This window comes from Noviherbaspirillum cavernae, assembly GCF_003590875.1.
GTDB lineage: Bacteria > Pseudomonadota > Gammaproteobacteria > Burkholderiales > Burkholderiaceae_D > Noviherbaspirillum > Noviherbaspirillum cavernae.
The window spans coordinates 539,910-566,785 of the sequence record NZ_QYUN01000003.1 but is presented as its reverse complement, the minus strand read 5'-3'; the positions used below and the strand labels follow the sequence as shown (position 1 = coordinate 566,785).

The 26,876-nt window shown below is 60.3% G+C and carries 20 protein-coding genes and 1 pseudogene; 19 read left to right on the top strand and 2 right to left on the bottom strand.

Features of this window, described 5'->3' with window-relative positions:
* The first annotated feature begins 273 nt into the window (after window positions 1-273).
* On the top strand, window positions 274-1,662 hold the full coding sequence (locus D3870_RS21050; RefSeq protein ID WP_119743005.1) for a replication initiation protein: 1,389 nt from the start codon (window positions 274-276) through the stop codon (window positions 1,660-1,662).
* Between the two features lie 41 nt (window positions 1,663-1,703).
* Here D3870_RS21050 and D3870_RS22440 read toward each other — a convergent pair whose 3' ends face one another.
* Window positions 1,704-1,859, bottom strand: coding sequence for a hypothetical protein (locus D3870_RS22440; protein WP_158590540.1), 156 nt, complete (start codon window positions 1,857-1,859; stop codon window positions 1,704-1,706).
* Between the two features lie 89 nt (window positions 1,860-1,948).
* Here D3870_RS22440 and D3870_RS21045 point away from each other — a divergent pair, with 89 nt between their 5' ends.
* On the top strand, window positions 1,949-2,536 hold the full coding sequence (locus D3870_RS21045) for a hypothetical protein (protein WP_119743004.1): 588 nt from the start codon (window positions 1,949-1,951) through the stop codon (window positions 2,534-2,536).
* Window positions 2,537-2,542: 6 nt separating this feature from the next.
* On the opposite strand, the pseudogene D3870_RS21040 reads toward D3870_RS21045, so the two are convergent.
* Window positions 2,543-3,327: pseudogene (locus D3870_RS21040) on the bottom strand (IS5 family transposase).
* 310 nt (window positions 3,328-3,637) lie between these two features.
* Between D3870_RS21040 and D3870_RS21035 the strand changes: the two are divergent.
* From D3870_RS21035 to D3870_RS23135, 17 genes are all read left to right on the top strand, one after another.
* Entirely contained in the window at window positions 3,638-7,462 is a 3,825-nt protein-coding gene (locus D3870_RS21035; RefSeq protein ID WP_147375911.1) for a hypothetical protein, read from the top strand.
* Between the two features lie 758 nt (window positions 7,463-8,220).
* Window positions 8,221-11,262, top strand: coding sequence for a hypothetical protein (locus tag D3870_RS21030; protein ID WP_119743002.1), 3,042 nt, complete (start codon window positions 8,221-8,223; stop codon window positions 11,260-11,262).
* A gap of 314 nt (window positions 11,263-11,576) precedes the next feature.
* On the top strand, window positions 11,577-12,143 hold the full coding sequence (locus D3870_RS21025; RefSeq protein WP_119743001.1) for a hypothetical protein: 567 nt from the start codon (window positions 11,577-11,579) through the stop codon (window positions 12,141-12,143).
* Window positions 12,144-12,409: 266 nt separating this feature from the next.
* Window positions 12,410-13,504, top strand: a complete 1,095-nt coding sequence (locus D3870_RS21020; protein ID WP_119743000.1) for a type IV pilus twitching motility protein PilT — start codon at window positions 12,410-12,412, stop codon at window positions 13,502-13,504.
* Window positions 13,505-14,281: 777 nt separating this feature from the next.
* A complete protein-coding gene (locus D3870_RS22975) occupies window positions 14,282-14,953 on the top strand; it encodes a toxin co-regulated pilus biosynthesis Q family protein (RefSeq protein WP_242490130.1) in 672 nt (223 codons plus the stop codon).
* The gene (gene pilN, locus D3870_RS21010; protein WP_119742999.1) at window positions 14,953-16,608 is read left to right on the top strand and encodes a PilN family type IVB pilus formation outer membrane protein; all 1,656 of its coding nucleotides are present in this window, start codon (window positions 14,953-14,955) and stop codon (window positions 16,606-16,608) included. The genes D3870_RS22975 and pilN overlap by 1 nt, the downstream gene beginning before the upstream one ends.
* Before the next feature lie 15 nt (window positions 16,609-16,623).
* Window positions 16,624-17,919: a type 4b pilus protein PilO2 gene (pilO2, locus tag D3870_RS21005; protein WP_119742998.1), complete on the top strand. Its 1,296-nt coding sequence runs from the start codon at window positions 16,624-16,626 to the stop codon at window positions 17,917-17,919.
* Window positions 17,909-18,439: a type IV pilus biogenesis protein PilP gene (pilP, locus tag D3870_RS21000; protein ID WP_119742997.1), complete on the top strand. Its 531-nt coding sequence runs from the start codon at window positions 17,909-17,911 to the stop codon at window positions 18,437-18,439. Before pilO2 ends, pilP begins: the two co-directional genes overlap by 11 nt.
* The gene (locus D3870_RS20995) at window positions 18,436-20,085 is read left to right on the top strand and encodes a GspE/PulE family protein (RefSeq protein WP_119742996.1); all 1,650 of its coding nucleotides are present in this window, start codon (window positions 18,436-18,438) and stop codon (window positions 20,083-20,085) included. Before pilP ends, D3870_RS20995 begins: the two co-directional genes overlap by 4 nt.
* Window positions 20,075-21,151, top strand: a complete 1,077-nt coding sequence (locus tag D3870_RS20990; protein WP_119742995.1) for a type II secretion system F family protein — start codon at window positions 20,075-20,077, stop codon at window positions 21,149-21,151. The genes D3870_RS20995 and D3870_RS20990 overlap by 11 nt, the downstream gene beginning before the upstream one ends.
* Before the next feature lie 30 nt (window positions 21,152-21,181).
* Complete coding sequence (locus D3870_RS20985) at window positions 21,182-21,727, top strand: type 4 pilus major pilin (protein WP_119742994.1); 546 nt, start codon at window positions 21,182-21,184, stop codon at window positions 21,725-21,727.
* A 14-nt stretch (window positions 21,728-21,741) separates the two neighbouring features.
* Entirely contained in the window at window positions 21,742-22,719 is a 978-nt protein-coding gene (locus D3870_RS20980; protein WP_119742993.1) for an ATPase, T2SS/T4P/T4SS family, read from the top strand.
* Window positions 22,720-22,731: 12 nt separating this feature from the next.
* Window positions 22,732-23,232 carry a type IV pilus biogenesis protein PilM gene (gene pilM / locus D3870_RS20975; RefSeq protein WP_119742992.1) on the top strand — a complete coding sequence of 167 codons (501 nt, stop codon included), beginning with the start codon at window positions 22,732-22,734 and terminating at the stop codon, window positions 23,230-23,232.
* A gap of 9 nt (window positions 23,233-23,241) precedes the next feature.
* Window positions 23,242-24,534 (top strand): shufflon system plasmid conjugative transfer pilus tip adhesin PilV, encoded by a 1,293-nt coding sequence (gene pilV / locus D3870_RS20970; protein WP_119742991.1) that lies wholly within the window; start codon window positions 23,242-23,244, stop codon window positions 24,532-24,534.
* 15 nt (window positions 24,535-24,549) lie between these two features.
* Window positions 24,550-24,990 carry a lytic transglycosylase domain-containing protein gene (locus D3870_RS20965; protein WP_119742990.1) on the top strand — a complete coding sequence of 147 codons (441 nt, stop codon included), beginning with the start codon at window positions 24,550-24,552 and terminating at the stop codon, window positions 24,988-24,990.
* Between the two features lie 107 nt (window positions 24,991-25,097).
* Window positions 25,098-26,603 (top strand): shufflon system plasmid conjugative transfer pilus tip adhesin PilV, encoded by a 1,506-nt coding sequence (pilV, locus tag D3870_RS22970; RefSeq protein WP_158590539.1) that lies wholly within the window; start codon window positions 25,098-25,100, stop codon window positions 26,601-26,603.
* Window positions 26,515-26,874, top strand: a complete 360-nt coding sequence (locus tag D3870_RS23135; protein ID WP_340638458.1) for a lytic transglycosylase domain-containing protein — start codon at window positions 26,515-26,517, stop codon at window positions 26,872-26,874. The genes pilV (D3870_RS22970) and D3870_RS23135 overlap by 89 nt, the downstream gene beginning before the upstream one ends.
* Window positions 26,875-26,876 lie beyond the last annotated feature (2 nt).

The window sequence follows — 26,876 nt, the reverse complement described above, 5'->3', positions numbered from 1 at the left end:
GACCTCGCGTGAGTGGATTTGGGATTGGGCACCCGCTTGAACGCGTGCGCATGCCGCCGCGCCGTGCGACCGCCGCGACGCGCGTGCCGCGGCCACAGCGGCCGCGCCAAGCCCGCTCCGGGACCAAAGTCAGGTGAGAGCTTTTGGGAAAGTGAGACGGCCACGCGCCACCGACTCATGCCATCCGCACCCATGTTCTTGAGGTGAGTTTGCTTTTGAAAATGACTCACTGTAGACTGCGGCAATCCATCCACTCCTCTTTTCTTCCCCGCGATGCCGGAAACAAAGAAACCGAATCGAGTCGTCAGCGCGGGAAAGAAAGAGGTGCGCGCCGAGCCGGACTTTCCCCTGCGCAAGCCTGTCAACACGCTGGCGATCGTGCCCAAGTCGGAAAAGATCACCGTCACCGCGCGCAAGATCTACAACGTCATGCTGCACTATGCGCAACGCCAGGGGGTGGCGAAGGACCGCTACCAGGTGCGGCTGGCCGACATCGCGACCGGCATCGACTTCAATTCCAACAACACCGAGCTGATCAAGCAGTATTTCCGCCAGATGGCCACCACCGGCGTCGAATGGCAATCGCCGACCACGGGCGAGGGCGCGCGCTGGAGCGTGTCGGCGCTGATCGCGCACGCCGACCTGATCCAGCGCGAGGGCGAACTGATTCTCGAATGGAGCTACGCGCCCAACATCAAGCAGGAACTGCTCGACCCGCAGCGCTTCGCCAGGATGTCGCTGCAGGTGCAGGCCTCGCTCAACACCATGGCCTCGCTGGTGCTGTACGAAATCTGCTGCCGCTACGCCGACAATCCCGGCGGCCTGACCGCGCGCCAGCCGTGGGCGTGGTGGCGGCCGGTACTGACCGGCGCGCCCGACAGCCCGACCTCGGCCTATCTCGAATACAAGATCTTCAATCGCGACGTGCTGAAGAAGGCGGTCAAGAAGGTCAACGAAGTCTCCGACCTCGAGATCGAACTGGTCGAGCACAGGGCGGGGCGCTCGATCCAGGACCTGCAGTTCCGCGTCAGGCGCAAGGCGCCGATGCTGCCGCAGACGGAGAAGGCAATCGAGCCGGTCGACCTCAAGACCATCGGCGCCGCGATCAAGGCCGGCATCCCGCAGGACCGCGCCGAAAAGCACCTGCTCAAGTACGGTGCGAAGGCGCTCGACGACGCGCTGCGCGTGATGAACGAGCGCAAGGGGCGCGTCAACATGGAACCGGTGCGCAGTCCGGAAAAATATCTGCTGACGCTGCTGCAATCGGGCCAGTTCGGCGAACAGCAGCCGTCCGCGCCCGCCCCGCGCAAGGTGTTCGACACCAAGGCCGAGCGTCTGAAGCTGATCGAGCAGTTCATGGCGCAGAAACGCGGCGAACTGAACGAGATGTTCCACGAGATGCCGGACGACGACCAGCAGGCATGGATCGTCCGCTTCGAGGCCGAGGCGCTGCCCGCCAGCGAAGTGGTGCGCAAGGCCTTCCGCACCAAGGGCATCGCCAGCCAGATCGTGCGCCCGCTGTTCTTCAAGTTCCTCGGCAACGCGGTGTGGGAAGAGGGCTGGGACAAGCCGACCGACTCCGACCTCGTTGACCTCGCCATCCTGACGAAGGAAGAGGGCAGGGGAGAACACGCACCTGCCGTCGGCAAGCTGCGTTTGTAGTTCCCTCCGCGGCGATCACGCCGTGGACATTCTCCCCAATTTCAACCTTTCTTCGACAGGCGTCGCACACGCGACCAGGGGAAGCCTTCTTCCAGTTCCAATGCCGTGTCCATTGATGCAATGCACGCGGTAGTGACCGCTTGCGCAGGTGATGCGGGGTCGTTTGAGTATTCGTCGAAATAGGTGTCCGAACGCATTTCATCTCTCCTTTGAGTCTTGAGTCAATGCCGGCGGCATTTCCCTCGGATTCATGGATGCAATCGTCCGCAGGGATCTCGATACGTGAGTGGCACTGGTGCGCCTTCAGTTCCGTGTGCAGTGCAAGGCGATGCTGCCGGCCGCGGAAAAGCCGATCGAGCCGGGCGACCTGAAGATGATCGACGTCGTGATCAAGGCCGGCATCCCGCAGAGCCGCTTGGAAAAGCGGCTGTTGAAGTACGACGCTAAAAAATATCTGCTGACGCTGCTGCAATCGGGCCAGTTCGGCGAACAGCAGCCGTCCGCGCCCGCCCCGCGCAAGGTGTTCGACACCAAGGCCGAGCGTCTGAAGCTGATCGAGCAGTTCATGGCGCAGAAACGCGGCGAACTGAACGAGATGTTCCACGAGATGCCGGACGACGACCAGCAGGCATGGATCGTCCGCTTCGAGGCCGAGGCGCTGCCCGCCAGCGAAGTGGTGCGCAAGGCCTTCCGCACCAAGGGCATCGCCAGCCAGATCGTGCGCCCGCTGTTCTTCAAGTTCCTCGGCAACGCGGTGTGGGAAGAGGGCTGGGACAAGCCGACCGACTCCGACCTCGTTGACCTCGCCATCCTGACGAAGGAAGAGGGCAGGGCGGAATCCGCCCCGCCTGCCGCCGGCAAGCTGCGCCTCTAGAAAGTGTTATGAACCTTCGCCCAACATCGTAGCGGCCTTATTGAGCATGAGACAAACGAAGGCGACGAAATGCAGACCTGCCAATGTGTCGGCAAGCCGTTCGTAATCGCGCGCCAGACGGCGAAAGCGCGCAGCCCAGGCAAAGCTGCGCTCGACCACCCAGCGTCGAGGCAACAGGACGAATCCCCGCTTGGCCTCGGCATGTTTGACCACGATCAGGTCCATGCCGTGGTTCTGCGCCTGGCTCTGCGCCGCCTCGCCCGTATAGCCCTGATCGGCAAACGCCACATCCACCGTGCCGCCAGTTCGGCCACTTGCGCGCGGTCCTGTTCGTTGGCAGGCGTGATATGCAACGCCAGCAGATGGCCTAGCGTATCGACAGCCAAATGGATTTTCGATCCCTTGCGCCGTTTTGCACCGTCATAACCAGCACGTCCACCGCTTTCCCGGGTCGACTGCAGCGTCCGGCTATCCAGTACCGCTGCGCTGGGCGTCGGTTCCCGATCCGAGGCCATGCGCAACAGCATGCGCAGGTCATGGGCGATCGACTCGAAGCAACCGGCTTTCAGCCAGCGTTGCGTCTGCTGATACACGGTGTACCAGGGCGGCAAATCGTGCGGCAACATGCGCCAGGACGCCCCGCTGCGTACCAGCCAGCGCAAGCCATTGAAGACTTCCCGCAAATCATGGTCGCGCTGCCCAGCATCCGGTGGCAACAAGGAAAGATAGGGGGCGACGAATTCCCATTCTTCATTGCTGACGTCGCTGGGGTAAGGTTTGCGAGTATTCATGCTCGCAAGACACCTCATGCGCCGCTTAGTTCATAACACTCTCTAGCGTCGACCGAGGCGATCACGCCGCGGGCACTTCTCCCGTCTTTACCTTTTTCTCGACAACCATCGCACGCGCGACCAGGGAGTCATCTTCCAGTCCCGGCATCCCGGGAATCTCGATACATGTGTGAGTGTGGTGCGTTCGCTGTCCCAATTCCGGCGAAGGAGAGTGATATCCGGTAGCGGCTGCTGGCGACGAAAATGCTCATGAATGCCGGAACAACGGCCGGCGCCAGCGTCGCACTATCGCTGCAGGCGAGGACTGCGCTTGACGAGCCACGTTGACCCGGAACCGGTACGGAGCCCGGAGAACCATCTGCTCACGCCGCTGCGGTCGGCATCCCTCGGCGCACGGCCGTTGAGTCCGCTTGCAAGGATTCCGCGTGTCGCCCGTGCCGCTGTCGCCACGGATGGCGGGTTGCATCTCGTTTCTCATTTCATTTCTCCCTGCTTCCTTGTGGAACCGATGCGCCCGCATCGCCACACATTGATACAACGCTTCCGATGCGCCGCGATGTTCGCCTTCGCGATGAAGGCGCGCGAGAAGATTCGCCACATGCTGTCGACGAGCGCGTTTGGTCAAACGAGAACAAGAGATGAGGAATACGAAATGAAGAACTTTTTCACCCGGCACGGAATCGGTCCGAGCGCGACCACCCATTCTCCGGTCCCGGTGTTCGGATCAACCACGACGACGCCCGAGGTCAAGAACAAGACCCAGGTCGGAGCAAAGGATGCGGATCCCGCATTGCCGACTTCCAGGAAATACCTGTTTTTCAAGAACAAGGTCGCGCCCGCGCCCGGCAAGTACCACGGCGGCAGCGCCGCGATGCAAGTCAAGCTGGGCAGCGCCAAAAGCAAGGACTTCACCAGCGCGTTCGATCCGGATCGTTACGCCGTGGATATCCTGAACGACAGGTATTTCCCTGACCTGCAGGGCGCCGATAAAAAGAATCGCCTGGAGGCAGTGCTATGCCAGGCCAAGAATCGACTGGCGATGCATGCGACGAGACACGATGTCCCCGCCGGCCTTGAGGGTGCGGAAATGGTGCTGCTTGCGCAGGCGCTGGGCAGTGTTAGCAGACATCTGCCCAATGGCACCGACGACGCGGCACGGGCGTTGGCCTGCCTGCAAAACATCGACCTGCTCGGGAGCATCCGTCAGCCTGACAATTGCACGCCGGCGGCGCTCAACGGGAGGGCGGACCGAATCTCTCTTCCCGAAGGCTATGGACAGGCCGGGAGCGTCGCGCCCCACGCCAGCGCCCGGTTCGACCAGGCCGACATCGAAAACGCATGGCACCTCGCCCAGGTGCTCGGCCGCGATGGCGTGGGATTCAAGCTGTTGAAGAAGCTGGCGCGCGCTGAAGGTGCGCCGGCCGGCTCGCATGCAAGTGTCTCGCGACATGACGATGCGATGCTGCACGTCTATCTCGATGCCACGCGCGAAAGAGAGAAAACGAAAGCGAAGGGAGCGGGGCAATATGCGCCCAGCAGCGTCTATGCGGAATTGGTGGCGCGTGCGCAAACCGCAGCAACGCCTGGAACGGCCCCCCCGGAGGGCTTTTGGGGGCGGAATGGTGCCGAGGTGCCGGGCGCGCTTTCGCTGCTGGACAAGGGTTTGCTTGCGCTGAAGGATCATCTCGACCTTTCGCATGCGCACGCCGTCGATGCAACAAGATCCGCGAGCGAGTTCGCCCTCCACAACGACCGGAAAAACGGCAATACCTGGGCCATCGGCGCCATCCGCAACGGCATTTACACCGATGCCGCGGAGGATGAGAAGGGCAAGCCCACAGCCTTCGCCTTGATCAACGGACGCATGAACAAGTTGACAGGCTTCGTGGAAAGCGCCACCACTCCGCCGGCCAGCCGCTTCAAGAAATTTGCCAAAAAGTACCTCTTGCCGCAAAAAGGCAAGAATCCGCTGGACGCCTACAACGATCTCGGCAACGGCGATTCGGCCATCGGTTTCAAGAACTCCGAGCAGATGGGCGGGATCAAGGAGGGTCGGCTCGTCAAGGAGGTCCTGATCGGCAACGTGAAGAGGGCCCTGCTTCAGAGCGGAGGAATGACGGCGGGAGTCCCTTCCGCCTTGCTCACGGGCATCGTCCCCGACCCGGCCAATCCGGCAACCCAACCGGAAATGCATGCGTTGAGAAACCTGGTGCGGCTGGCGATACTGGAGCAAACGGAGGCTTCGACGACGATGTTGCCGCGCTTCAAGGATGGCGATGCATTGACCCCCATCGAACTGAAGGCGGTCAGGAAGCGCGTCTATGATCATTTGGCCTCCCCGAATGCGCACCCCGGGGTCCAGAACGGCGGCCTGGATGCCACAAGACTGGAACAGCTGGAAATCCTGTTGAATTTGGAGAACAAGGGCTATCTGCCGCAACGCCTGATGGAGATTGCTTCGGAATTCGGCGGGCCGGCCAACGTGGATGCCGCAACGGCGCTGGCAGTACCAGAAGCGCCTCCCGCAGCGCCGGCCGCAGGCGCTCCCGATTGGCAAGCGTTTGGCGCCGCGATCGACCGCGTCGTCAATTCCACTCTCGTCAACGCCGAGACGCCGAAGCTTGGCACCCAAACCTCGGCGCAAGTGGCGGAACGATTCCGGACCGCGATCAAGAACCAGGAACTGGGGTCGAGATTCAAGTTTGAGAACGGCGGCCTGACCGGTGCAAAGACCGGAGGCCTGACGGAGGCGCTCACCGGCATTCTGACTCTTGGCACCTTGCGCGGGAAGGTTGACCTGCGCGGGTCGCGTGCGCGTGTTGCAGTGTTCGAGGTCGGCACCGGGACAGCAGGCAATGAACTCATCATTGCAACGCAAACCAACCAACGCGGGCAGGTCGGCGGCGGGACATCAATCGGCCCCGGCAAGGTGAGCAAGAAGCTGAGCGAAGGAACGACAATAGGGGCCGCCGTCGGCGACGAGGCCAACTATGCGTATGAACATCAGAAGCAGCGAGGAGTCGCCATCCGGTTCCGTCGTCTCTACACCGGTGTGGGAGGCGATGTTGCCAACAACGCGAAACTGGGTCGTTTGACCACGAAGATCATGAATCCGACCAGCGACGGCGCGGACGGTGCCGGCTGGTGCGATCCTGCCTCTGCTAATGACCGGGCGAGCATCCTGAAACGCGTATTGCAGGAATGGGATGACGTGTCGGTAAGCTGGTTGGGGGTCACGGACGGTACCCACAGCATTGCCAACACGAGCACCCAGGGCGCGGGCGTGTCCTTCGAGGGAATTCGCGGTGTGGTGGCCGGCCTCAGCCAGATGGCGGAACTGAAGCGGAGCAATCAGACGTGGGGTGAACAAGGCGGCTCTTTGCACGTGGAAAAAAGCAGCAAAACCACCGCATTCAAGCTCAACCTGGGCATCTCCGGCCCTGGCATAGGTGGCTTGCTCGATCATCACGCGTTTTCGGACACGGTGGAGGGCGACATGGCGTTGTCGGGTATCGACCTGGGTCTCTTGAGCGCCGATATGTACAGGACCAGCGTCACTCAGCGAGACACGCATATCGAAGAGGATGGCGAGTTCTCGCAAAGGACTTTCCGAACCGAGACGTATGCCAATGCAGCCCAGATTCTGGCGCGCGTCGTGGGCGAACTCGATCGCATCGCCGTGGACAAGGCAAAAAAATATGCGGGCTCGCGATACGGCGCGGGTGGCCCGACAAATGCCAATTCGATCGAAGCGCATGAAGAGCATTTCACGGCGCGGGAAACGGCCTTGAAAGGCGAGTACGAGAAGCTGAAGCAGTTCATCAAGCAGCAGCAGGATGACCCCAAGCTGTCCAGGTCCTACCAGGTTTACCTTGAACCGAAGAAAGAGGTGGTCGACGCCGTCAACTACTACAAGGGCCTCAAGCATGGGGCGGATGTGGCAGGAGATGCCAAGGCTGCCACGCAGTGTCAGAAGCGCATTGACAAGATTCTGCGTGATGACAATTCGTGGGAATACTGCTTCATGATTGACGTCAACACTCAGTCGAAGACGACTACGCCGGGCTTGAACTATGTGGTGCAGAACCACAGGATTAACAAGGCGACGTTTACGAACATCCATGACTTCACCTGATGCGCCGGTATCGCTATGTGCCCGCATCGACCATGCGGGTGCAGGCGACGAGGGGTGGGGATCCGAGGGCACCTGCACCTTTGCCGGATGAACCGAGCGATCGACTGGCGGCCCATTCCGGAATAACGATGCCGAATCGATCCGCCGCGCATCCGACCTGGCGACCGAACCGACCCATCACCTTCACAGGAAGATCAAGCAATGCAAGGTCGGCAAGTGCTGTAGCGCCAGCCGTCCCGGGACCGCCATCCGCCCAATGGCGAACTGATGCGGGACTCCCGGCGGACGCGAGTCGATGCGCCATGGCCTGCATTGACCCATGTGGATGGCTCCATCCATCCGACGGGTTCCACTTGATGACAAAAATGTGACCGGAATCCTGGCGAGATGGAACCAGGTTACATCTTCGTGTCACTTACTTTCGACAGGGCAGCGCAGTCATCTTTGAATGTGCAACGTAGGGCAACGTGCATGACAAGCACCCGCTGCCGCGCATGCAGCATGGGCGGGAGAAGCCGAATGCGTACCTTCACGGCACTGGCCTTGGCGGACATTTACCTGGCGCGTCATCGGTTGATGGCGCAGGCCGCCAATAATGGGCCAAAGCAGGTGGAACCGCCCGGTGAACCGCCCGCAAGTACGTGAAAAACAGGCTGATCGCATCGATCGATGAATTCACTCGTAACGATTCGATGCGAATTCAAAATCAGTGGTTTGTTCAGCGTAACTTTAGACGCTCTTGATATAGGGAAAACGATATGGTGAACTTCGTTATTGGCAGACATCAGCCCATTCCTGCGATTCAGCTGGAGGGCAAACCTGCTCCGAACGCACAAGCTGTCACTGCTGACGTAGTGACTGAACTGGAAGCGCAACTGAATCGGCTGGAACTGTTACGGCCATTTGGCAATGGGTCGCATCCGACCTATTTGGTCCCAAATGACCAAAATCCTTCATGTTGCGACCACATTGATCCAGAAAGAAACGACGCTGCGAATTCGATCGCCAAAGATACGCCGCTGAATAAAAACGAGATCGCCGCACTCCGGGACTTCGCTGCAGATGTTGGCAAGCAAATCGCGAAGAAGCCGCTGGATGCTGAGTCCACCGGCTATCTGAAAACCATTCAACGCTATGCCGAAACCATGCTGGCACGCGAAAACGGCGGGATGCCTGTCAGGCATGATTTAAACATTCTGGTGAGCGAAACGCTCGCCGAGATAATCGGAAAATTGGCCAAGCATCCGAACAGCACGGAAGCCAGCAAGGATGCTGTCAACCTTCTGCAGGCGCTTGGCAAGCATTTTCCTGATTACTTGAAAAGCTCGGAGTACAGAAAATTTTTCTTTGGCGACGGGCAGCGAAAACTGCCGTCGTCATCCCTCGTCGGCAAGATTGCCGGCCATTTGAACCGCGCCAATGAAGCTGCAGCAATGCATGAGGATCCGGCGCTCCGCGCCAAGGCGGCTTACCGGGAGAGTGCGGCGATTGTCCTCAGCATGAAAAAGCCGGCGCAGCCACCGACACGGATAGTCGGTAACAGGGTTGACCATCACAACCATATGAACCCTTATGACAACTTTGGCGAACACAGCAAATTCACTCCGCTTGCGTGGCATGTCCCGATGTACAAGAAGTTCAGTGTGGATGGATCTGATTCGATGCCGATTCCCCATCAGCTGGTGGAGCAAGGGCCGCACGCTAGAGATCCCGCATCGCTAAACGATCACACCCGATTTGCCTACTATGACGACACAAATGTCAGAGCTGAGTTCTACAGTCATGACCTTACACATATCGAAGCATTCAACGCGCTACCGGAAGGTGAACGCGAGTTATTTCGTGTTTGCTGCACAGGAACTCCAGTAGACCCAAATCGTTTGAATGAGGTAGCCCATATTGCGCGCCAGTTCGCCAAAAATGTTGCCACGTCCCAGCTAAGCGCGGGAAGAAAACATATTGGTGTTGATTTCGGAGAAATCACTGGATACAAGCCGGCAGTGCCGCAAGCGATGCTCGGCCATGCTGCAAACGGAAAGAAAGCAATTCAACAGGCCTTCATCGAAGGTTCCGCTCTTGTGCAGACGACAATTTTCAGGCATGCGCAAGAAGGTATCAAGCTGGCGCTGAAACAACACAAACACGACGGGAAGTCGCTCGATGGCATCCGTACCAAAACCCGTATCGTATTCCACGCGGACGCTCTTCCCAATGATGCAGCTACCGATAAGATGGAGAATCGGAAAGGAGACGGGACCCTGAAAGAAGCCACTACGATTGCCAATATTGTTGCTTATGCGAAGCAGGTGGATAAGGCGCTCACAAGAAAAAAGGATCCGGACTTTCCGCAAGAGGTTGTCCATGAACATCATCTCCAAGCCGCGCATTTGATGGGGGCATCTATCCAGGCGCACAATTACAAAGATTCAAGCCGTGCCACGGAGCTGCACAAGGCATTCAACGACTTTCGCGAAAACTGCAAATCGCTGCGTGTTACTACTGACTCATCCTGGCTGACTGCATCGGCGCGAGCGATAAATTGGGGGATGGCCGAGTTTTTCGCGGAGAGCGATAACGCGGATATCAGGGAAATCGGACGGCTCATCAAGACGGCTGACCGACTCTCCAATGACGGTTTCATGTTCATGCACGGAGGCGAACGCTTTTTTGAAACACATCTCCTGCAAGGAGTTACAAGCGACGAAAGCTTGCTGGATATGGCACTCATGCGTGCGGCGCAGAAAAAGGCCGTGCGCACATATCACGCCACATTGGGGGAGCTGCAAGCGAAGCTCGAAGTGCCTGCCATTCTCAATCAGTTGCACAAGTACATCGATCAGGGCGTGATAAAACCAGGTGCCGATTTGGGAGACGGTGAAGAGTTTGGCATGGTATTACCAGGAAATTATCCCGGTCTGTTTCTGAAACTCCGTGACGCGAAAAATAAGGGCATACAGGATGCCACCCCCATTGTATGGGGAACGGATAACCTCACACCGGCAGAGGCGAGATCGGGCGACTTGAAAGTTCTCCAGTACACGTCGCAGCATGCTCCCCTTGAACTCATCCTTGCAGCGATGTCGAAAGACAAGACGCAACCGCAGCGCACCGCGCGTCAAACAGATCTGGAACAGGCACTTCAAGACTATCTGAGAGGAACGCAAGAGGACCTTTCATTTCTTGGGTCTCGCACGCCGATACCAGTTGATGACATAAATAACGGGACTGAACCGACTCGCGCAAATGAAAACCCACGTGGGAAGCCGAATCATCCGGACACACTGAGGAATGTACGTGCACCTCAGGATCCGCACTTCCCCTGGAAACCGGAATCCGGCAAGACTATTTCTGTAAGAGTTGACGATCCTGGCCCGGCAATGAATGTTGTGCCTGGCAAGGAAAGAAAGAATCAGGTCGTAAAAGGCGTGATAAATGCGTTGAGCGGAGGATTTGCCTTGCAAAGTTACCAACGTGGCAGCGGGAAGCCTGGCGACCATGTGACGAATAAACACCTGGAACAAAGGATCAACGAGCTGATGAAGCAATTGGAAAGCAGAACCTCCATTGAGTCCCAGGACCAACTCGCACCGCTGTGGGATAGTTTGATCGCTGCCAAGGGAAACATCGGTAGAGCCGATCTGCGCCATACAGTGGATCAACTAGCGGAGGATGTAAAAAATGCGTTGCGGAACCGCGTCAATACCCAAATAGACACGACGCCTTTTATTGATGAAGCAAGCTTTTTGAGAGAAGTCGAAGAAAGGTCTCAAGCAGCAGGCGTGGGTCCTTCTCATACATAGTCTCGCCTCAAGACGTTGTGATTTTCGGTGGCGTATTCACTGCTTGGCCGATCCGCCACCGGAAGTCGCTTTTTAGATGGAGAATGCGCAGTTATTTTCCTCTGCCGGGATGGCAGGTGAATGTAATGCGAGGTGTTCGAAGTACCGGGGGGCCTGCGGCGTGCAATAGCACGCGTCGCCGGCGAGGTATTTTCTGCTTCGGAACCAAATGCAATGCCGCGTTACTCATGGCAAGGCCGGCATAGAGGTGCGTCCGGCGATGATGCAGGCTGTATTTGAATGTTTATTGGGAAGCTGTTATTGGGACGGAAACGATGCGTAAGGGATTCGGACTCTATTCGCCGCATGAGGCGACAACTTTTTTTCTCAAGACCATGCTTGTGTCTTTCTGGGTGGGTGTGGACCTGATTGCTGCCCTGGTATTGTCTACGTTCTCATCGGATTTGATCGCGCGACATGGGATTTTGATCTTTGCGGTTGCCGCTATCCTTATTGTCGGCACGGTGTTTTCATCCTTGTTTTCCTGGGCCACCGGCTCGCTGTTTGCGCGGCAGGCGGGCGAGGCGGGTGCCGGCAGCGTCGCGCGCACGCTGCAGACGCTCAAGCGCGAACCGTATCAATTACTCGGTGCGGGTGCGATAGCGGTGTTCATCCTGCTGTGCGGCACGGCGGGTTATCTCCGTTCGCTGCAAAAGGAAGCGGAACCCGTGGTCCAGTTCGGACGCGCCGATGCCACGCTCGGCAAGAAGTGCTCGGAAGTGGCACGGCTCGAGAAAAGCCTGTTTCAATCCGACGAGCAGTTCGTGATGGCGCAATGCCTGGTTCAATACGATCAGCAGTACGCAGCCTTGCGCAACACGGACGCGCATCAGAAGCGATAGCCGGCAGCCCGCCACTTCATCCTCGCCGCAACAGGCGCCGCGTGGCGGCGCGGCCTGCTACACCATCCCCTTATCCAGACATTGTTCATCTTGCAACGCTGTAAAAGCTGTTCTACCGTTGGAACAGTCGGGCTATACTTCTTTAAAGCAACAAATGGCGGCGTCGCGGCGGGAAGCCTTCGTGATCGCCGGTGGAATCGATTCCAGATGGCGATTCCGGCCGGCCGCCGACTTTGAGAAGCCAACTCTTCCACGCAAGGGGACTCATGAGCAACGACTTTTCCGTATCGCGCGATCTGCTGTACGAAATCATTTCGCTGGTCAATTCCGGCCAGACTTTTTCCGACATCCATGTCGAGCAGGACGCGCCGCTGATGATCAAGACCCCGCGCGGCTGGCAGCAGATCGGGCATGAGCCGGTGACGCTGGAAGACATGCTGCCGGTCTTGAAGGGCATCGACCAGGATTGGGAAGACAAGATCGTCGACAGCGCGATCGACCGTCCCTTCGTGCTGACCGAGTGCCGGCTGCGCTGCAACGTGTACCGCATGTCGTGCGGCGAGAAGGTGACGATCTCGATCCGCCGCCTGCCGCTGCAGCCGATCGCGCTGGAAAAGACCGGGCTGCCGACCTACGTCAAGACGATGCTGGAGGCGAACAAGGGCATCATCCTCGTGACCGGGCCGACCGGCTCCGGCAAGACGACGACCATCGCCTCGATGCTGGATTATCTCAATGCCAACCGCAGCGCGCACATCGTCACCATCGAGGAGCCGATCGAATACCAGCTGCAGCGCCGGCAATCGATCATTTCGCAGAAAGAGGTGCCGACCGATACCGCGAGCTTTTCCACCGGCTTGCGCGAGGCCTTGCGCCAGAAGCCCGACATCCTGATGGTGGGCGAGATCCGCGACTTCGACACCGCCGACACGGTGCTGCACGCGGGCGAGTCGGGCCATCTGGTGCTGGCGACCATGCATACCAACAGTGCGATGAGCGCGATCACCAAGCTGCTGGGCTTCTTCTCGGCCGAGCAGCGCACGCAGCGGGCGGCGACGCTGGCGCATTCGCTGATCGGCGTGATCTACCAGAGCCTGTTGCCGACCGAGTCGGGCGATGAATTCGTGCTGGCCAGCGAAATGATCTTCAACAACAACCAGCAGGTCGCGCCCTTCATCGTCGATCCGTCCAAGATGCACCTGATGGCCGATTTCATGAAGCGCAAGGAAGACAACATGTCGCGCAACCTCAACGAGGTGCTGGCGCAGCTGGTGGCGAAGAAGGCGATCGGCCCGAAGGATGCGATGCGCGCCGCCTACAACCGGCTCGAACTGCACGATATGCTGAACAGCATGCGGTAAGCGCCACTCCCGCGCGGCCCGTTCGATTGGATGCGGGCCGCGCACTCTCCCTCCCCCACAAGAATCAGGCATGAACGAACAAGGCTGATGCGCCGGGTTCGGGTGTGCCTGGCCGCGTCCTCGCCGCGCTGTTCAGCCGGTTTTCGGCGGTGCATTTCCTCCTCCTTTTTGTTCCATTCATAAAACGATCCAGTCCCTGTGCCGCTTGCCATGGCATCCCGCGGTCGCGGAAAAAGTCTGTTCACGCACGCCGCAGATCGGCGGGGCGGGTTTGATCATGTGCGTGTTTATAACCAATTGTATGTTTGTATTTAAAACCATCGGTTAAGTGCCCGCAAACCCGCATGAACAAAGGCGTTGTTGCATCTTTTCGTCAAGCAATTTTTTTATTGAAGCGAGTGTTGCCTGAAAGCATTAAGTAATGGTCAAATGCAATTATTGCATTACAGAAATGTCTATTCGTATCGTGCTGGTGACAGCGAACTATTCGGTTCACGCCGCCACACATGGGATGTCTGCTCCGCGTGTGCAGCGTGATGCCTGAGGGCGGAAATTCTTTCGATTTCTCTCGCATCCATGCAGTCGTGGCGGATCTTCCCGAAGTGTTCAGGGAGTCAGGCAGTTGCACATGACGCAGGTTTGCATGTCGCGCTGCCGGCAATTTTTATTAACGCAAAAGAGATCGTGGATGCGCCGCCAAGCAACGAAGCGCGTCGATGCTCGCAAGATGCCGATGCCGATTCGAATGCGGCGGGGCGTGTGAAGGGGAGGGGAGTGATGGATTCAAAAATCAAGTTTCGGTCGATGACCGGTCTGACCATGCAAGTGATCGGCGCGGTCGCCTGCTGTGTGTCGGTGGCGGCGCATGCCGCGGAGCCGATTCCCGGCATGAATCTGAAGCTCGATCTGGCGCTCATCAACCCTGTCTTGAAGGGCGAAGAATGCGACGAGGAAGGCGATCTCCTGGTGCAGGCCAAGCCCGCCAGCGCGCCGCTGCCCGTGGCGATGCCATCGCAATTGCCGGTATCCGCGCCGATCCAGCTGGCCAGGCTCTCGCCCTCCGAACAGTTGAACGCCGAGCGCGCCAAGAGCAGCGCTGCCGCGACGCAGCTGGCGGCCACGCCGGCTGCCAAGCCCGCCGCCCCGGCCAGGCCCGTGCCTGCGGCGTCGCAGGTCGAAGCGCCCAAGCCCACGCCCGCCTGGGACATCGTCCCCGCCGACAAGACCCTGAATGCCGCGCTGGCGCGCTGGGCCGCACAAGCCGGCTGGCAGCTGGTGTGGGAACTGCCGGTCGATTATGCGGTGGAGGCGCGCACCACGGTGCCGGGCACGTTCGAGGAAGCGGTTGCGACCGTGACCAGGAGCATGGACAGCGCCGAAATCCCGATGAAGGCGATTTTCTATGATGGCAACAAGGTGTTGCGCATCGTCGCCAAGGGAGTCGAATAATGGTGATCAAACATGCAGCGTCAGCCGGTCTTCTCGTCATGCTGGCTGGATGCAGCGGCCTCGCGGAGCGAATCAGCGGCAATGTTACACAAGCCGATGCGAAGGTGTCGCCCCTCGTCAGCGATGTGGGCCGTACCGCGCCCGGCGTCATCGGCAAGAGCAGCCCGAACGTGGTGCGCGAGAGCGGCATCTGGCTGGGCAAGAATGTCGTCAAGGTGGGGCAGCCGACGTTGCCGCCGATTTTCTATGAACCGGCGACCTTCGACCGCAGCGTGAATTCGCTGTCGGAGCTGGCCGAACGCATCACGCTGCGCGCCGGCATCCCGACCAAGGTCACGCCGGATGCGCAGAATATTTCCAGCGGCGCGGCGCAGGCGTCGGCCGCCGCACCGGCCGGTGGCGCCGGGCCGTCCGTGGCGGCGACTGCGCCTTTGCCGACCGGCAGTCCGCTCGGCGCGACGAGGCAGGGCGGACCGGTCCGCATCACCTACGCGAACGGCAACTTCAAGGGCTTGCTCGATACGGCTGCGGCGCGCTTCGGCGTCTACTGGAAATACGTGGACGGCACGATCCAGTTCTTCCATACCGACTCGCGCACCTTCCAGATCAATGCCATTCCCGGCGATTCCACCTTCACCGCCAACGTCAACAGCGGTGCGACCTCGACCGGCGGCGTGACGGGCGGCGCGGGTGGCACAGGCGGCGGTGGTGGTGGCGGCAGCAATGGCGTCACCGCGAGCAACAGCCAGAACACCAACGTGACCTCGCGCCTGTCGGTGTACACCGGCATCGAGAAGGCGGTGACGGCCATGCTCTCGTCCTACGGCAAGGTCGTGGCGTCGCCCGCCACCGGCAGCATGACGGTGGTCGATACGCCTGACACGCTGGACCGCATCGCAAGCTTCATCGAGAACGAGAACAAGGCGCTCTCGCGTCAGGTGGTGATCAACGTCACCGTGCTGTCGGTGAATCTGAGTGACACGGACGAGTACGGCATCAACTGGGATCTGGTGTATTCCACCCTGAACAACAAGTACGGCATCAAGAATGTCGTGGCGCGCGATCCGCGCAGCGTCGGTTTCTCGGCGGGCGTGCTGGCCACCTCGACCAGCAGATTGGCGGGCAGCTCCGTCGTGATCGATGCGCTGTCGCAGCAGGGCAAGGTGCGGCGTCAGACCACGGCGTCGGTGGTGACGCTCAACAACCAGCCGGTGCCGGTGCAGGTCGCCAAGCAGACCAGCTATCTCGCGTCGTCGCAGACCACGATCACCGCGCTGGTCGGCGCCACCACGACGCTCACGCCGGGCACGGTGACTTCGGGCTTCAACATGAGCATCCTGCCGCACGTGCTGACGAACGGCACCGTGATGCTGCAGTTCTCGACCGACATCTCGTCGCTGCGCGAGATCCGTTCGGTCGAAAGCAACGGCAGCAAGATCGAGACGCCGTCGTTGGATACGCGCAACTTCCTGCAGCGGGTGGCGATGAAGTCGAATGAGACGCTCATCATCAGCGGCTTCGAGCAGACCGATGACAATCTCGACCAGCAAGGCGTCGGCCATCCGAAGAATTTCGTGCTGGGTGGCGGCTACAAGGCGAATTCGTCGAAGGAAGTGATCGTGATCCTGATCACGCCGACCACCATGAGCAACTGACAGACGCAAGCGGCCATGGCAATTCACATTCTCCAAATAGGGAAGCACCGATTCGTCTGCGGCCTCTTCTGGCAATCGCTGTCCCGCCCGCGCGAGCTGGCGAAGGAAGCGGCGGATCTGGCGAAGCGCATCGACTTCGACCTGATGGTGCTGCGCCGCGACCACACGACGGCGCAAGCCGGGTTTGCGCAGGCCCGCGACGGCGCGAGGAAGAAGATGTTCTCGCTCGCCGCCGCCGTCTCCAAGTCGATGGCGATGGAAGGCGCGTACTACGACGGCGAGAAGCAGTCCGCGCACAACTGGCTGGCTGCCTTCAAGCTGCCCGACGGCATGTGGGCGTACTTCGCGGTGCGCGATGCCAACTTCCTGCCGAACGGCGACTTCGCCGGCACGAAGGACGAGGTGCTGGAACGCCTGCACGGCGATTACGGCCTGGGCGGCTGGAACGTCGTGATCGGCGATGCCGAGCTGGAAGAGTACGGTTTCCACAATTTCAATGCCAAGCGTCTCGAGGACGTGCTGCCGCGCAAGAGCAACGGACAGCTGCGCGCGCACAAGTGGTGGGGGCTGCAGCCGGTCGCGAGACAGATTTCCTGGCCGCTGGCAGCCGCTGCCGCCTCTGTCCTCATCCTCGTCGCCGCCTCCGGCGCGATGTACTGGCAGAAGGTCCAGAAGCAGAAAGAGGAAGAAGCGCGCGACCGCGCGATCGCAGCGGCGCGCCAGAAGATGCTGGGCAATGCGGCACCCTCGGCCCTGCCGCATCCATGGGCCTCGAAACCCGCGCCGCAGGAGATGGTGCAAGCCTGCCTCGGCCGGTTCTCGCACATCACGGCAGGCGGGTGGGCGCTCGACGACTACGTGTGCGCCGGCGGCCAAGCCAGCTATACCTGGTCGCGCCAAGGCTCGAACATCGATTTTCTGCGGGCCCAGGTGCCCAATGCCGTGATCGACATCGGCGGCGACAAGGCCACGTATTCCGTGGCGCTGACGCTGCCTCCCGGAAAAGATGAGGCGCTGCTGGAACAAAAGACGGCGCTCGAGCCACTCATTTCCAGATTGCAACGGTTGAACCTGTCGCCCCGCATCAGGAAGGAGCAACCGCCCCCGCCACCGCCGCCGCAGGGCTTGGTGGGTGGCGCGAACAACGAGATGCCGATGCCCGACTGGCAGACGTTCCCGTTCACCTTGAGCGCCGGCGGCATCCCGCTGGTGGAAGTGGCAACGATCCTGGGTCAGCCCGGCATGCGTATCGACAAACTGATCTACCGCGGTGGCGCATGGTCAATTGAAGGAGTGGTGTATGCAAAGTAAGTTCTGCCAAGTCAAATTCGGAGCGTTCATCCTGGTTGCCGGCCTCGCATGCGCGGGCAGCGCTTTTGCCGAATCGGCATCGGACAGCCTGACCCGCATCGAAGCGGAAACGCTGGTGCTGAAGGCGCGCGAAAAGCAGCTCGACGTGCAGGCAAGCATCATCGCCAAGCAGAATGACATCGCCGCCAAGCAGGTCGTGCACGATCAATTGACGCAGCCTTCCGTCGCTGGCGATCCGGTGATCCGCTCGATCGAAGGCATCGGCCGCAAGATGTTCGCGACGCTGCAAATGGGCAACGGCACCATCGTCGATGCGCAGGCCGGCGACGTGCTCGCCAACGGCATGCGCGTCGTCTCGATCAGCCAGAGCGAAGTCATCGTCCAGAGCGGCAAGAAGAAGCGCACCCGCCTGGCTGCCTATTCGAGCACGCCGACCGCATTCAATCCGAGCTATCCGAACGCAGGCGTGAGCCTGCCGCCGCCGCTGCCGCTGATGTCGCCGAGGGGAGTCGCAAAATGAACGCATCCATCGAGAAATTTCTCGAGAAAGCGAACGTCAGGCCTGCCGAAAAGCCTCTCGACAAGCCGCAGGATCCGGGTGCCGCATACGCCTCCGAGATCGAGATCGAGTTCAGCACCGCGCATGTCCTCAGCAAGACCGGCGCGTTTACCGCCAGCGACGAGGAAAGGAAGATGCTCTGCCTGCTGTCCGACGGGCGGCTGCTGATCGCCGAAGGCCAGGAACTCAACCCGCACGTGCTGTCGTACCGCGCCCGCCTGGAAAAGATGAAGCGCCCGTACCGCGCCGTCTTCACCAACATCGAAACCGTCACCCGCATGAGCCAGTCCGGCATGTCCGACGCCGCCGGCCGGCACCACGAACACACGATGATGCAGGTCACCGCCAAGGAGCTGCTGACCAAGGCCTGCCGCGCGCGCGCATCCGACATCCATATCCGCGAAAAGAAGACCTCCACCGATATCTACTTCCGCATTCACAACGATCTGGTCAAGGTCATCAGCCAGACGCGTGAGTATGGAGAAAGGCTGATGGCCACGCTGTACGGCGCGATGACCTCGGTGTCGGACAACTCCTACAAGCCGACCGAACGGCAGGATGCCAGCATCGCCGACCGCGACAAGCTGCCGTCGCAGCTGTACGGCGTGCGGATCGCGACCGCGCCCACCAGCGAAGGCGCGGTGATGGTGATGCGTCTGCTGTACAACGACGCCGGCGACAACATCGACCTGCGCCCGCTCGGCTTCACCGACGCGCACGCCGACATGCTGCAGCACCTGAAGGAACAGCCGATCGGCATGAACATCATCAGCGGTCCGACCGGCTCCGGCAAATCGACCACGCTGCAGCGCGTGCTGTCGGGCGAGATTCTTGAAGCCGAAGGCAAGATGCATGTCATCACCGTGGAAGACCCGGTCGAGTATCCGATCGAGGGCGCGGTGCAGACTTCCGTCACCAATGCCCACAATGAAGAGGAGCGTTCGCGCCTGTTCTCGGCGGCGATCTCCAATGCCATGCGGCTGGACCCCGACACCATCATGATCGGCGAAATGCGCGACCGCGCATCGGCGCAGAACGCGCTGCGTGCCTCGATGACCGGCCACCAGGTGTGGACCACCGTGCACGCCAACAGCGCGGCGGCGATCATCGACCGTCTGGCCGACCTCGGCCTGCCGGTGAATCTGCTGGCTGACCACACGGTCATCACCGGCCTGATCAGCCAGCGCCTGGTCAAGGTGCTGTGCTCGCACTGCAAGAAGCCGCTTGCCGAGCATCAGCATGAATTGCCTGAAGCCGTGCTTGGACGCGTGAAGCAGGCGCTGGGCGGCGACATCAACGGTGTGTGCATTGCCGGCTCCGGCTGCGAGCATTGCCGCAACCAGGGCACGACCGGCCGCAGCGTGATCGCGGAAGTGATTCTTCCCGACGAACAATTCTTCAAATACATCCGCGCCGGCGAAAAGACGGCGGCGGTGCAGTACTGGCTGACCGAACTCGGCGGCAAGACCATCCTCGACCACGCGCTTGAAAAAGTGGCCGCCGGCGTGCTCGATCCGCGCATGGCGGAGAAGATGGTCGGACACCTGACGATCGGCACGAAGGCCGGCGCGCGCAACGGCAGCGACGAGGCAGTGCATGCGGATTGACGTCAATCGCTGGTGGGCCAAGACACAGTTCAACGACTCGGCGCGGCTGCGGCTGTACCGCAAGATCGCGAAGATGCTGTCGAACGGCCTGCCGCTCCTGAAGATTCTGGAAGAGTTGCGCGACCGCGCATCGTACGAGGGCAAGAAGCCCAACGAGCCGATGGCGATCGTGCTCGACGATTGCCGCCGCATGGTGCAGAACGGCCGCCTCCTGTCCGAGGCGCTCGAATGGTGGATCCCGCGCACCGAACAGATGATCATCATGGCCGGCGAGCAGTCCGGCCGCCTCGAAGTCACGCTGACCGCCGTGGTCGACGTGGTGCAGGCCGAGAAGAAGATCAAGAGCATCATCATCAGCGGCATCACTTATCCGGCGGCGGTGTTCTCGCTCATCATCGTCTACATCTACATCTTCGGCACGCGCGTGATCCCGCAGTTCTCGCGTATGGTCGATCCCTCCCAATGGAAGGGCGCGGCAAAGTCGCTCTACGTCATGTCGCTGTTCGTGCAGAACTGGATGCTGTATTTCGTCGTCGCCTTGATCGCGATCGTGATCGGAGTGCTGGTATCGATGCCGCAATGGCGCGGCAATCTGCGCGTCCACTTCGACAAGATCGCGCCGTACTCGGTCTACCGGCTGGTGATCGGCAGCGGCTTTCTGATGGCGTTCTCGGCGCTGCAATTCGCCGGCATCACGGTGGAAAAATCGCTGGCGCGCCTGTCCAACATGGCCGACCCGTGGCTGCGCGAACGTCTCGACGGCGCGCTGCTCGGCGTGAAATCCGGCCTGAACTGCGGCGAAGCGCTGCGCAACGCGGGCTACGGCTTCCCGTCGAAGGAAGTGATCGACGACCTGTGCGTGTACGCGGAATACAAGGGCTTCGCCGAGGCGCTCAAGATTCTCGCCGACGAATGGATCGCGGAAGGCACCGAGCAGATCAGCATACAGATGAAGGTGCTCAACGGTTTTGCGATTGTCACGCTGGCAATCGTGATTGGATGGCTGGTCGCCGGCTTCTTCGGCATCCAGCATGAACTTGCGTCGATGACGCGTGCGGTTCGATAGTGTGTTGCTAACTTGGATTGGGAGAAAAACATGAAAAACGGATTGATCAAAAAACAGGATGTGGCGAACTACGGCAAATGGCAACGCGGCGCGTCGCTGCTGGAGGGCATCGCGTATCTGGGGATCGCGGCGATCGTGATCCTGGGCGCGGTGTCGCTGCTGTCGTCGGCGTTCGGCAATGCGCAAAGCAACCGTGCGCTGGAAGAGATCGTTTCGATACGCACGGCGGTGAGAAAACTGTATGCGGGACAACAGTACACGACGAATATGACGAGCATTCTGAAGGATGCCAAGGCATTCCCGGCGACCATTTCACCGAATGCGAGTGGCACCATGATGAACGCATGGAACGGCGCGGTGACCGTCACGGGCGCGCATCCCTATTTCACGATCACGTACAACAATGTGCCGAAAGATGTCTGCATTTCGCTGATCAGCGGCGCGACCGGTTGGACCCAGATCAGCCAGGGGTCCGGCAGCAGCAATGCGATCACCATTTTCCCGGCTAAGGCGTCGGAGGCATCGACTACTTGCAGCGAGGATAGCAACAACGTGGTCAACTTCCAGGCCTCCTGACACGGTCTGCAACCATGATCAACGTCACCAAAGTCAAGGACCTGGAGTTCTCGGATCTGTATCTGGGCCATCCGAGCCTGGAAGACCGGTTCTCCGACGTGCCGGGCGCGGAAGCCAATCCGCTGCCGGCCGGCCCTCCGCTGCGGGCGGACCTCGACCGCCTGATCAAGGTATGCCGCGACACCCTGGATGCGGCGCCGCTGGTGGCGGAGTTCAAGGTCTGGTACGAAGCCGTGACCTACCGCGTGTCGGTGATGCGAACGCTGGGCGGCACGGTCTTCGTGCTGCGCAAGATCGCCGGTGTCATCCATTCGCTGCCCGAGCTGGGCATCCCGCAGGCATACATCCGTCACCTGATGGCGAAGGATTTGTCCGGTCTGCTCGTGATCTCCGGTCAGCCGAAGTCGGGCAAGACCATGACCGCCTGCGGCCTGGTCAAGGATCGCCTGGCTGCCTATGGCGGCGTGGCAGTCACCGGGGAAGACCCGATCGAGCTGCCGCTGGAAGGCAGTTACGGCCAGGGCATCTGCTTTCAAACCGCCACCTCGCGCGACAAGGGCGGTTTCGCCGATGCGTTCCGGCACCTTGCGCGCTGGGGCGCGCGCATCATCCTGATCGACGAGATCCGCGATCAGGACATGGCGGCGGAAGTGCTACAGGCGAGCGTGAACGGCAACCTGATCATCACCACCATGCTGGCCGATAACATCGTGCAAAGCGTCAGCAAGCTGCATGCGCTGGCCAACGACAGGCTGGCCTCCGGCGGCATGCAGTCCCTGCTGGCCGATGGTCTGGTCGGCGTGCTGCACCAGCAGATCGTGCGCGGTCCGAAGTACAAGCTGGAAACGGATTTTCTGTATCTGAAGGATGCGCCGGTGGCGAAGAACCTCCTGCGCAATGCCCGCTTCGAGATGCTGGAGTCGGAAGTCAAGCAGCAGAAGGCGCAGATGATCAGCGGGAATGCCGCTGCCCGGCGGTTTGCCGAGGGTTGAAAGGAGTATGCCATGTGGAATATCGCGGTACTGACCATCATGATATCGCTCACAGGTTTCTACGCGATGTTCGACAAGGAAAGCCTGGCGGTCGCCGGAAAACCGAAATCGATGCCGATCGCGGAAAACATGGCGCTGTATCGCGAAGCCGTCATCACCTATTTCACCGAGCATCCCGAAGAAACAGGGCCCAGTGTCGATATCGCTACCCTGGTCGCGTCCAGGGCGCTGCCCGGATGGTCGTCGCTGGCGAATGCGCCTCGTTCGTCGATCTGGGCGAACTACCGTGACACCGACGGCATGATCTATATCTACGCAAAGTCCCTGCCGCCGGTGAACATCGTTGCGGACATCGTGGAGCTGGCGCAGAACTCGGTCTTTGCAGGCGTGTACCGTACCGGTGACACCACGCTGTTTTCTCCCGTGAAGGGAGACACGAAGATCAAATTCAAACTGCCGGCCAATTTGCAGATTCCCCATGGCAGCCCGGTCTGGATTGCCATGCGCAGGTGAGAGCCCACTATGAACAAGACCCAACGCGGCATCACCCTCATTGAAACCCTTGGCGCGCTCGTGATCGGGACGCTGATGTTGATCGGCCTGACCGCCATGATCGACCGCTCGCTGGAAGACACGAAGGAACAGCAGGCGGCGCTGTATCAGACGCAGGTGACGGACGCGGCGCGCAAGTACATCAAGGCCGATTACGCGACGCTGCTTGCCAGTGCGCCGGTGAGCGAGACGCCTGCCCCCGCGACCGCTTTTCCGGTCAATACCCAGAAACTGATCGATCACGGGTTCCTGCCGAAGAATTTTTTCCTCAGAAACGTATACGACCAGAACACGTGCGTGCTGGTGCGGCAGCCGAAAGCGGGCGTGCTCGATGCGCTGGTGGTCACGACAGGCGGCCAGCCGATTCCGCAAAAGGACATTCCCGCGGTGGCGGCGAATGCGGGGCAGGGCAGCGGCTATATCAGCCAGGAAAACCATGCACGGGCCAGGGGAGCGTCATGGAACATGGACACCACCGGCTACCGGAATGTCGCCTGCCCGGGAGGTGCCACGTTCGCGCTCAATGGCACGACGGACGGCGGCCATCTCGCATCGCGCATTTTCCACGATGGTAAGGTGTTTGCGGATTTCCTGTATCGCAGTGAGGTAGCCGATAACCCGGACCTCAACACGATGAAGACGCCGGTACGGATGGCGGGCGATGCCGTGGTCACGGAAAACACGGCTTGTACGGCGACAGGAGCGATTGCCTCCAGTCCGGAAGGACTGGTGTTAAGTTGTCAGTCCGGAATGTGGAAGCGGCAAGTGAGCGGATTCTGGAAAGATCCGGTAGCGACCTTTGTGGATTTCAACCTTCTGCCAGTGGCCGGCAACAACCGCGGCGACGTGCGCATGGTGCTGGCGTTGAATCGTGCGTTCACATGGAACGGCGCCCAGTGGGTCGCGCTGGCCGTAGATGAAAACGGCGACCTGAAAGTGACGCGCGATCTGGAAGTCGCTCGCAACGCGAAAATCAAGGCCGACCTTGAGGTGGCGCTGGCGATCAAGGCCGGAGGCAACATCGACTCGGATGCCAATATCACTGCGAAGAAAAAACTGTATGGACATGCGCTCGAGGTGGAGGATTATGGGGACATTGGATCGCTTACCTTGAATGACGAGGTATCCCCTGGAGATCGATGCAATCTCCCGACTTCAGACAATAAACTGCAATGGCCGCATGGAACGATTTTGCGGGACGGCAGCGGCAGAACCATGTATTGCGCCAAGTCGAACTCGCGGTTCAAGTACATGGACGATTGAAGGGGGCCTGAACCGATGCGCCGGACTCTTCTGATCCTGATCGCCTTTCTCGGGCCGTTCTCGAGCCATGCACACGCCTGCTGGGAATCCGCCGCCGCACGCTACGGCGTCAATCCCTACATGCTGTACGCCATCGCGAAGACCGAATCCAGCCTCAACCCGGCCGCCATCAACCGCAACAAGAACGGCTCCTACGACATCGGCCTCATGCAGATCAACAGCAGCTGGTTCGCCACGCTGCGCAAGCATGGCATCGACGAGCAGCAGCTGTACGATCCGTGCACCAGCATCCACGTCGGCGCATGGATCCTCGCGCAGAACATGCGCCGCATGGGCAATTCGTGGGACGCGGTAGGCGCCTACAATTCGAGCAAGCCGGATATCCGCTTGAAGTACGCGTTGAAGGTGTACAGGAATATTCCACCGGCGGTACTGACGGCAAGAGCCGATCAATGAATCCTGATTATGCGCCTTGAATCCCGGCCTGCCGTGTCGGGATGTGAGATGTAGTCCAGGTTGCAGACGGCATGACCCGGTTCGCCATGGGCAGACGAGGAAATAGCATGAACAGCACGCAACGCGGCATTACCCTCATTGAAACCCTTGGCGCGCTCGCGATCGGGACGCTGATGGTGATCGGCCTGACCGCCATGATCGACCGGTCGATGGAAGAGACCAAGGGCCAGCAGGCGGCCATGTATCAGTCACAGGTGACGGAGGCGGCGCGCAGGTACATCGCGACGAATTCCACCGACATCAAGAACGGCACGCCGACGCCGGCGAGCGTCCACGCGATCAGCATCGCGGATTTGAAGAAGGGCGATTTTCTGCCGGCATCCTTCAGCGAAAAGAATGCCTACAACCAGGATACCTGCCTGCTGGTGCGCCAGCCCACCAGCGACAAGTTCGAAGCGCTGGTCGTCGGCTTCGGCGGCGAGCCGATTCCGGAACGGGAAATTCCTGCGGTCGCGGCGGCCGCCGGCAAGGGCGGCGGCTACATCTCGGAAGCATCGCATATGGTGGCGCAAGGCCCGTCTTGGCGCATGAATACCGCTGCGTACATCAGCCAGTGCAAGGTCGGCACCGTGCCGGTGGTACGCAATGTGCTGACCGGCGCGACAAGCGATGCCGGGCATCTTGTATCGAGCATTTTCCAGGACGCGCAGACGACCGGAGATTTCCTCTATCGCAACGAGGTGTCAAATCGTCCCGACCTGAACCGGATGTCCGCGCCGATACACATGGCGCCCGGCACTGCTGCGCAGGCGACGGAGGGGGAAACCGACGATCGCTGCAAGGACGCCAGCCACAACGGCAAGATCGCGGTCGATGCATTCGGCCGCATTCTGAGCTGCCAGGGCGGTGTGTGGAAGGGGTATGCCAACGGATTCTGGAAAGACCCGGTGGACAAATTCGAACTGCTGCCTGACACCGGCAACAGCATTGGCGACGTGCGCCTGGCGAAGGACAAGGGACGGGCCTTTAGCTGGAATGGTTTGAAATGGGTTGGCTTGGCAGTCAACGAAAACGGTGATCTTATTGTTGACAACAAGCTGACGGCCAACTATGTCAGTCTCAACAAGGTGGAGGTGAAGAACGAAGCCTGCGCGCCGGATGGCCTGCTTGCAAGGGATGGTACCGGCATGCTGTTGACGTGCCGTTCCGGGTCGTGGCGAAGCATGCTGGAAACCCGGCTCACCACCCGCGCCTTTGAACAGAACTACTCGTTGACTCCTGCGGATGGCCCGAAGAGGGATTTCGTGATCAGCCTTGCCGCCATGCCGGGTCCCAGGCCCTTGTACCTGACCGGCTATGCACACTGCCGTTCGATGACCAGCGTGCGAACCTTCAGCGGCGTGGAGGTCCGGGATGCGGCAGACGAAGTTCTCTCCTACGCCGGCGGCTGTGCGGTCAACAGCTACGGCTCCAGTGGCGGCCTGCAGACCAAGGGGTACATCTCGTTGCAAAAGATTCCCGAGAATGCCACGCACCTGCGTGTCCTCATGGAGCCTGGAGCCGATGCGCAAGACCACAGTCTGCTCACGATCGTGGTGTTCAACAGCGAATGACGGGCTACATCGGAGCATAGACCATGAGACTTGCGAGGTACGCCGGGAGTCGTGCCACATCAGCAGAACCGACGAGCAGCAGTTGTACGACCCCTGCACCAGCATCCAAGTCGGCGCATGGGTACTCGCGCAGAACATGCGTCGCATGGGAAATTCATGGGAAGCGGTCAGCGCCTGCAATTCGAGCAAGCCCGACCTGCGCCTGAAGCATGCATTGAAGGTGTACCGGAACATTCCACCGGCGGTGCTGGCGGGTACAGCCGATCAATGACG

Excerpts from the sequence above, each read along its gene's own strand:
- D3870_RS20985 (WP_119742994.1), top strand. The coding sequence starts at position 21,182 with ATGAAAAACGGATTGATCAAAAAACAGGATGTGGCGAACTACGGCAAA.
- D3870_RS20980 (WP_119742993.1), top strand. The coding sequence starts at position 21,742 with ATGATCAACGTCACCAAAGTCAAGGACCTGGAGTTCTCGGATCTGTAT.
- D3870_RS21030 (WP_119743002.1), top strand. The coding sequence starts at position 8,221 with ATGGTGAACTTCGTTATTGGCAGACATCAGCCCATTCCTGCGATTCAG.
- D3870_RS21025 (WP_119743001.1), top strand. The coding sequence starts at position 11,577 with ATGCGTAAGGGATTCGGACTCTATTCGCCGCATGAGGCGACAACTTTT.
- D3870_RS21050 (WP_119743005.1), top strand. The coding sequence starts at position 274 with ATGCCGGAAACAAAGAAACCGAATCGAGTCGTCAGCGCGGGAAAGAAA.
- pilV (WP_158590539.1), top strand. The coding sequence starts at position 25,098 with ATGAACAGCACGCAACGCGGCATTACCCTCATTGAAACCCTTGGCGCG.
- D3870_RS22975 (WP_242490130.1), top strand. The coding sequence starts at position 14,282 with ATGGATTCAAAAATCAAGTTTCGGTCGATGACCGGTCTGACCATGCAA.
- pilN (WP_119742999.1), top strand. The coding sequence starts at position 14,953 with ATGGTGATCAAACATGCAGCGTCAGCCGGTCTTCTCGTCATGCTGGCT.
- D3870_RS20965 (WP_119742990.1), top strand. The coding sequence starts at position 24,550 with ATGCGCCGGACTCTTCTGATCCTGATCGCCTTTCTCGGGCCGTTCTCG.
- pilV (WP_119742991.1), top strand. The coding sequence starts at position 23,242 with ATGAACAAGACCCAACGCGGCATCACCCTCATTGAAACCCTTGGCGCG.
- D3870_RS21020 (WP_119743000.1), top strand. The coding sequence starts at position 12,410 with ATGAGCAACGACTTTTCCGTATCGCGCGATCTGCTGTACGAAATCATT.
- D3870_RS23135 (WP_340638458.1), top strand. The coding sequence starts at position 26,515 with ATGCCACGCACCTGCGTGTCCTCATGGAGCCTGGAGCCGATGCGCAAG.
- D3870_RS20990 (WP_119742995.1), top strand. The coding sequence starts at position 20,075 with ATGCGGATTGACGTCAATCGCTGGTGGGCCAAGACACAGTTCAACGAC.
- D3870_RS22440 (WP_158590540.1), bottom strand. The coding sequence starts at position 1,859 with ATGCGTTCGGACACCTATTTCGACGAATACTCAAACGACCCCGCATCA.
- pilP (WP_119742997.1), top strand. The coding sequence starts at position 17,909 with ATGCAAAGTAAGTTCTGCCAAGTCAAATTCGGAGCGTTCATCCTGGTT.
- pilO2 (WP_119742998.1), top strand. The coding sequence starts at position 16,624 with ATGGCAATTCACATTCTCCAAATAGGGAAGCACCGATTCGTCTGCGGC.
- pilM (WP_119742992.1), top strand. The coding sequence starts at position 22,732 with ATGTGGAATATCGCGGTACTGACCATCATGATATCGCTCACAGGTTTC.
- D3870_RS20995 (WP_119742996.1), top strand. The coding sequence starts at position 18,436 with ATGAACGCATCCATCGAGAAATTTCTCGAGAAAGCGAACGTCAGGCCT.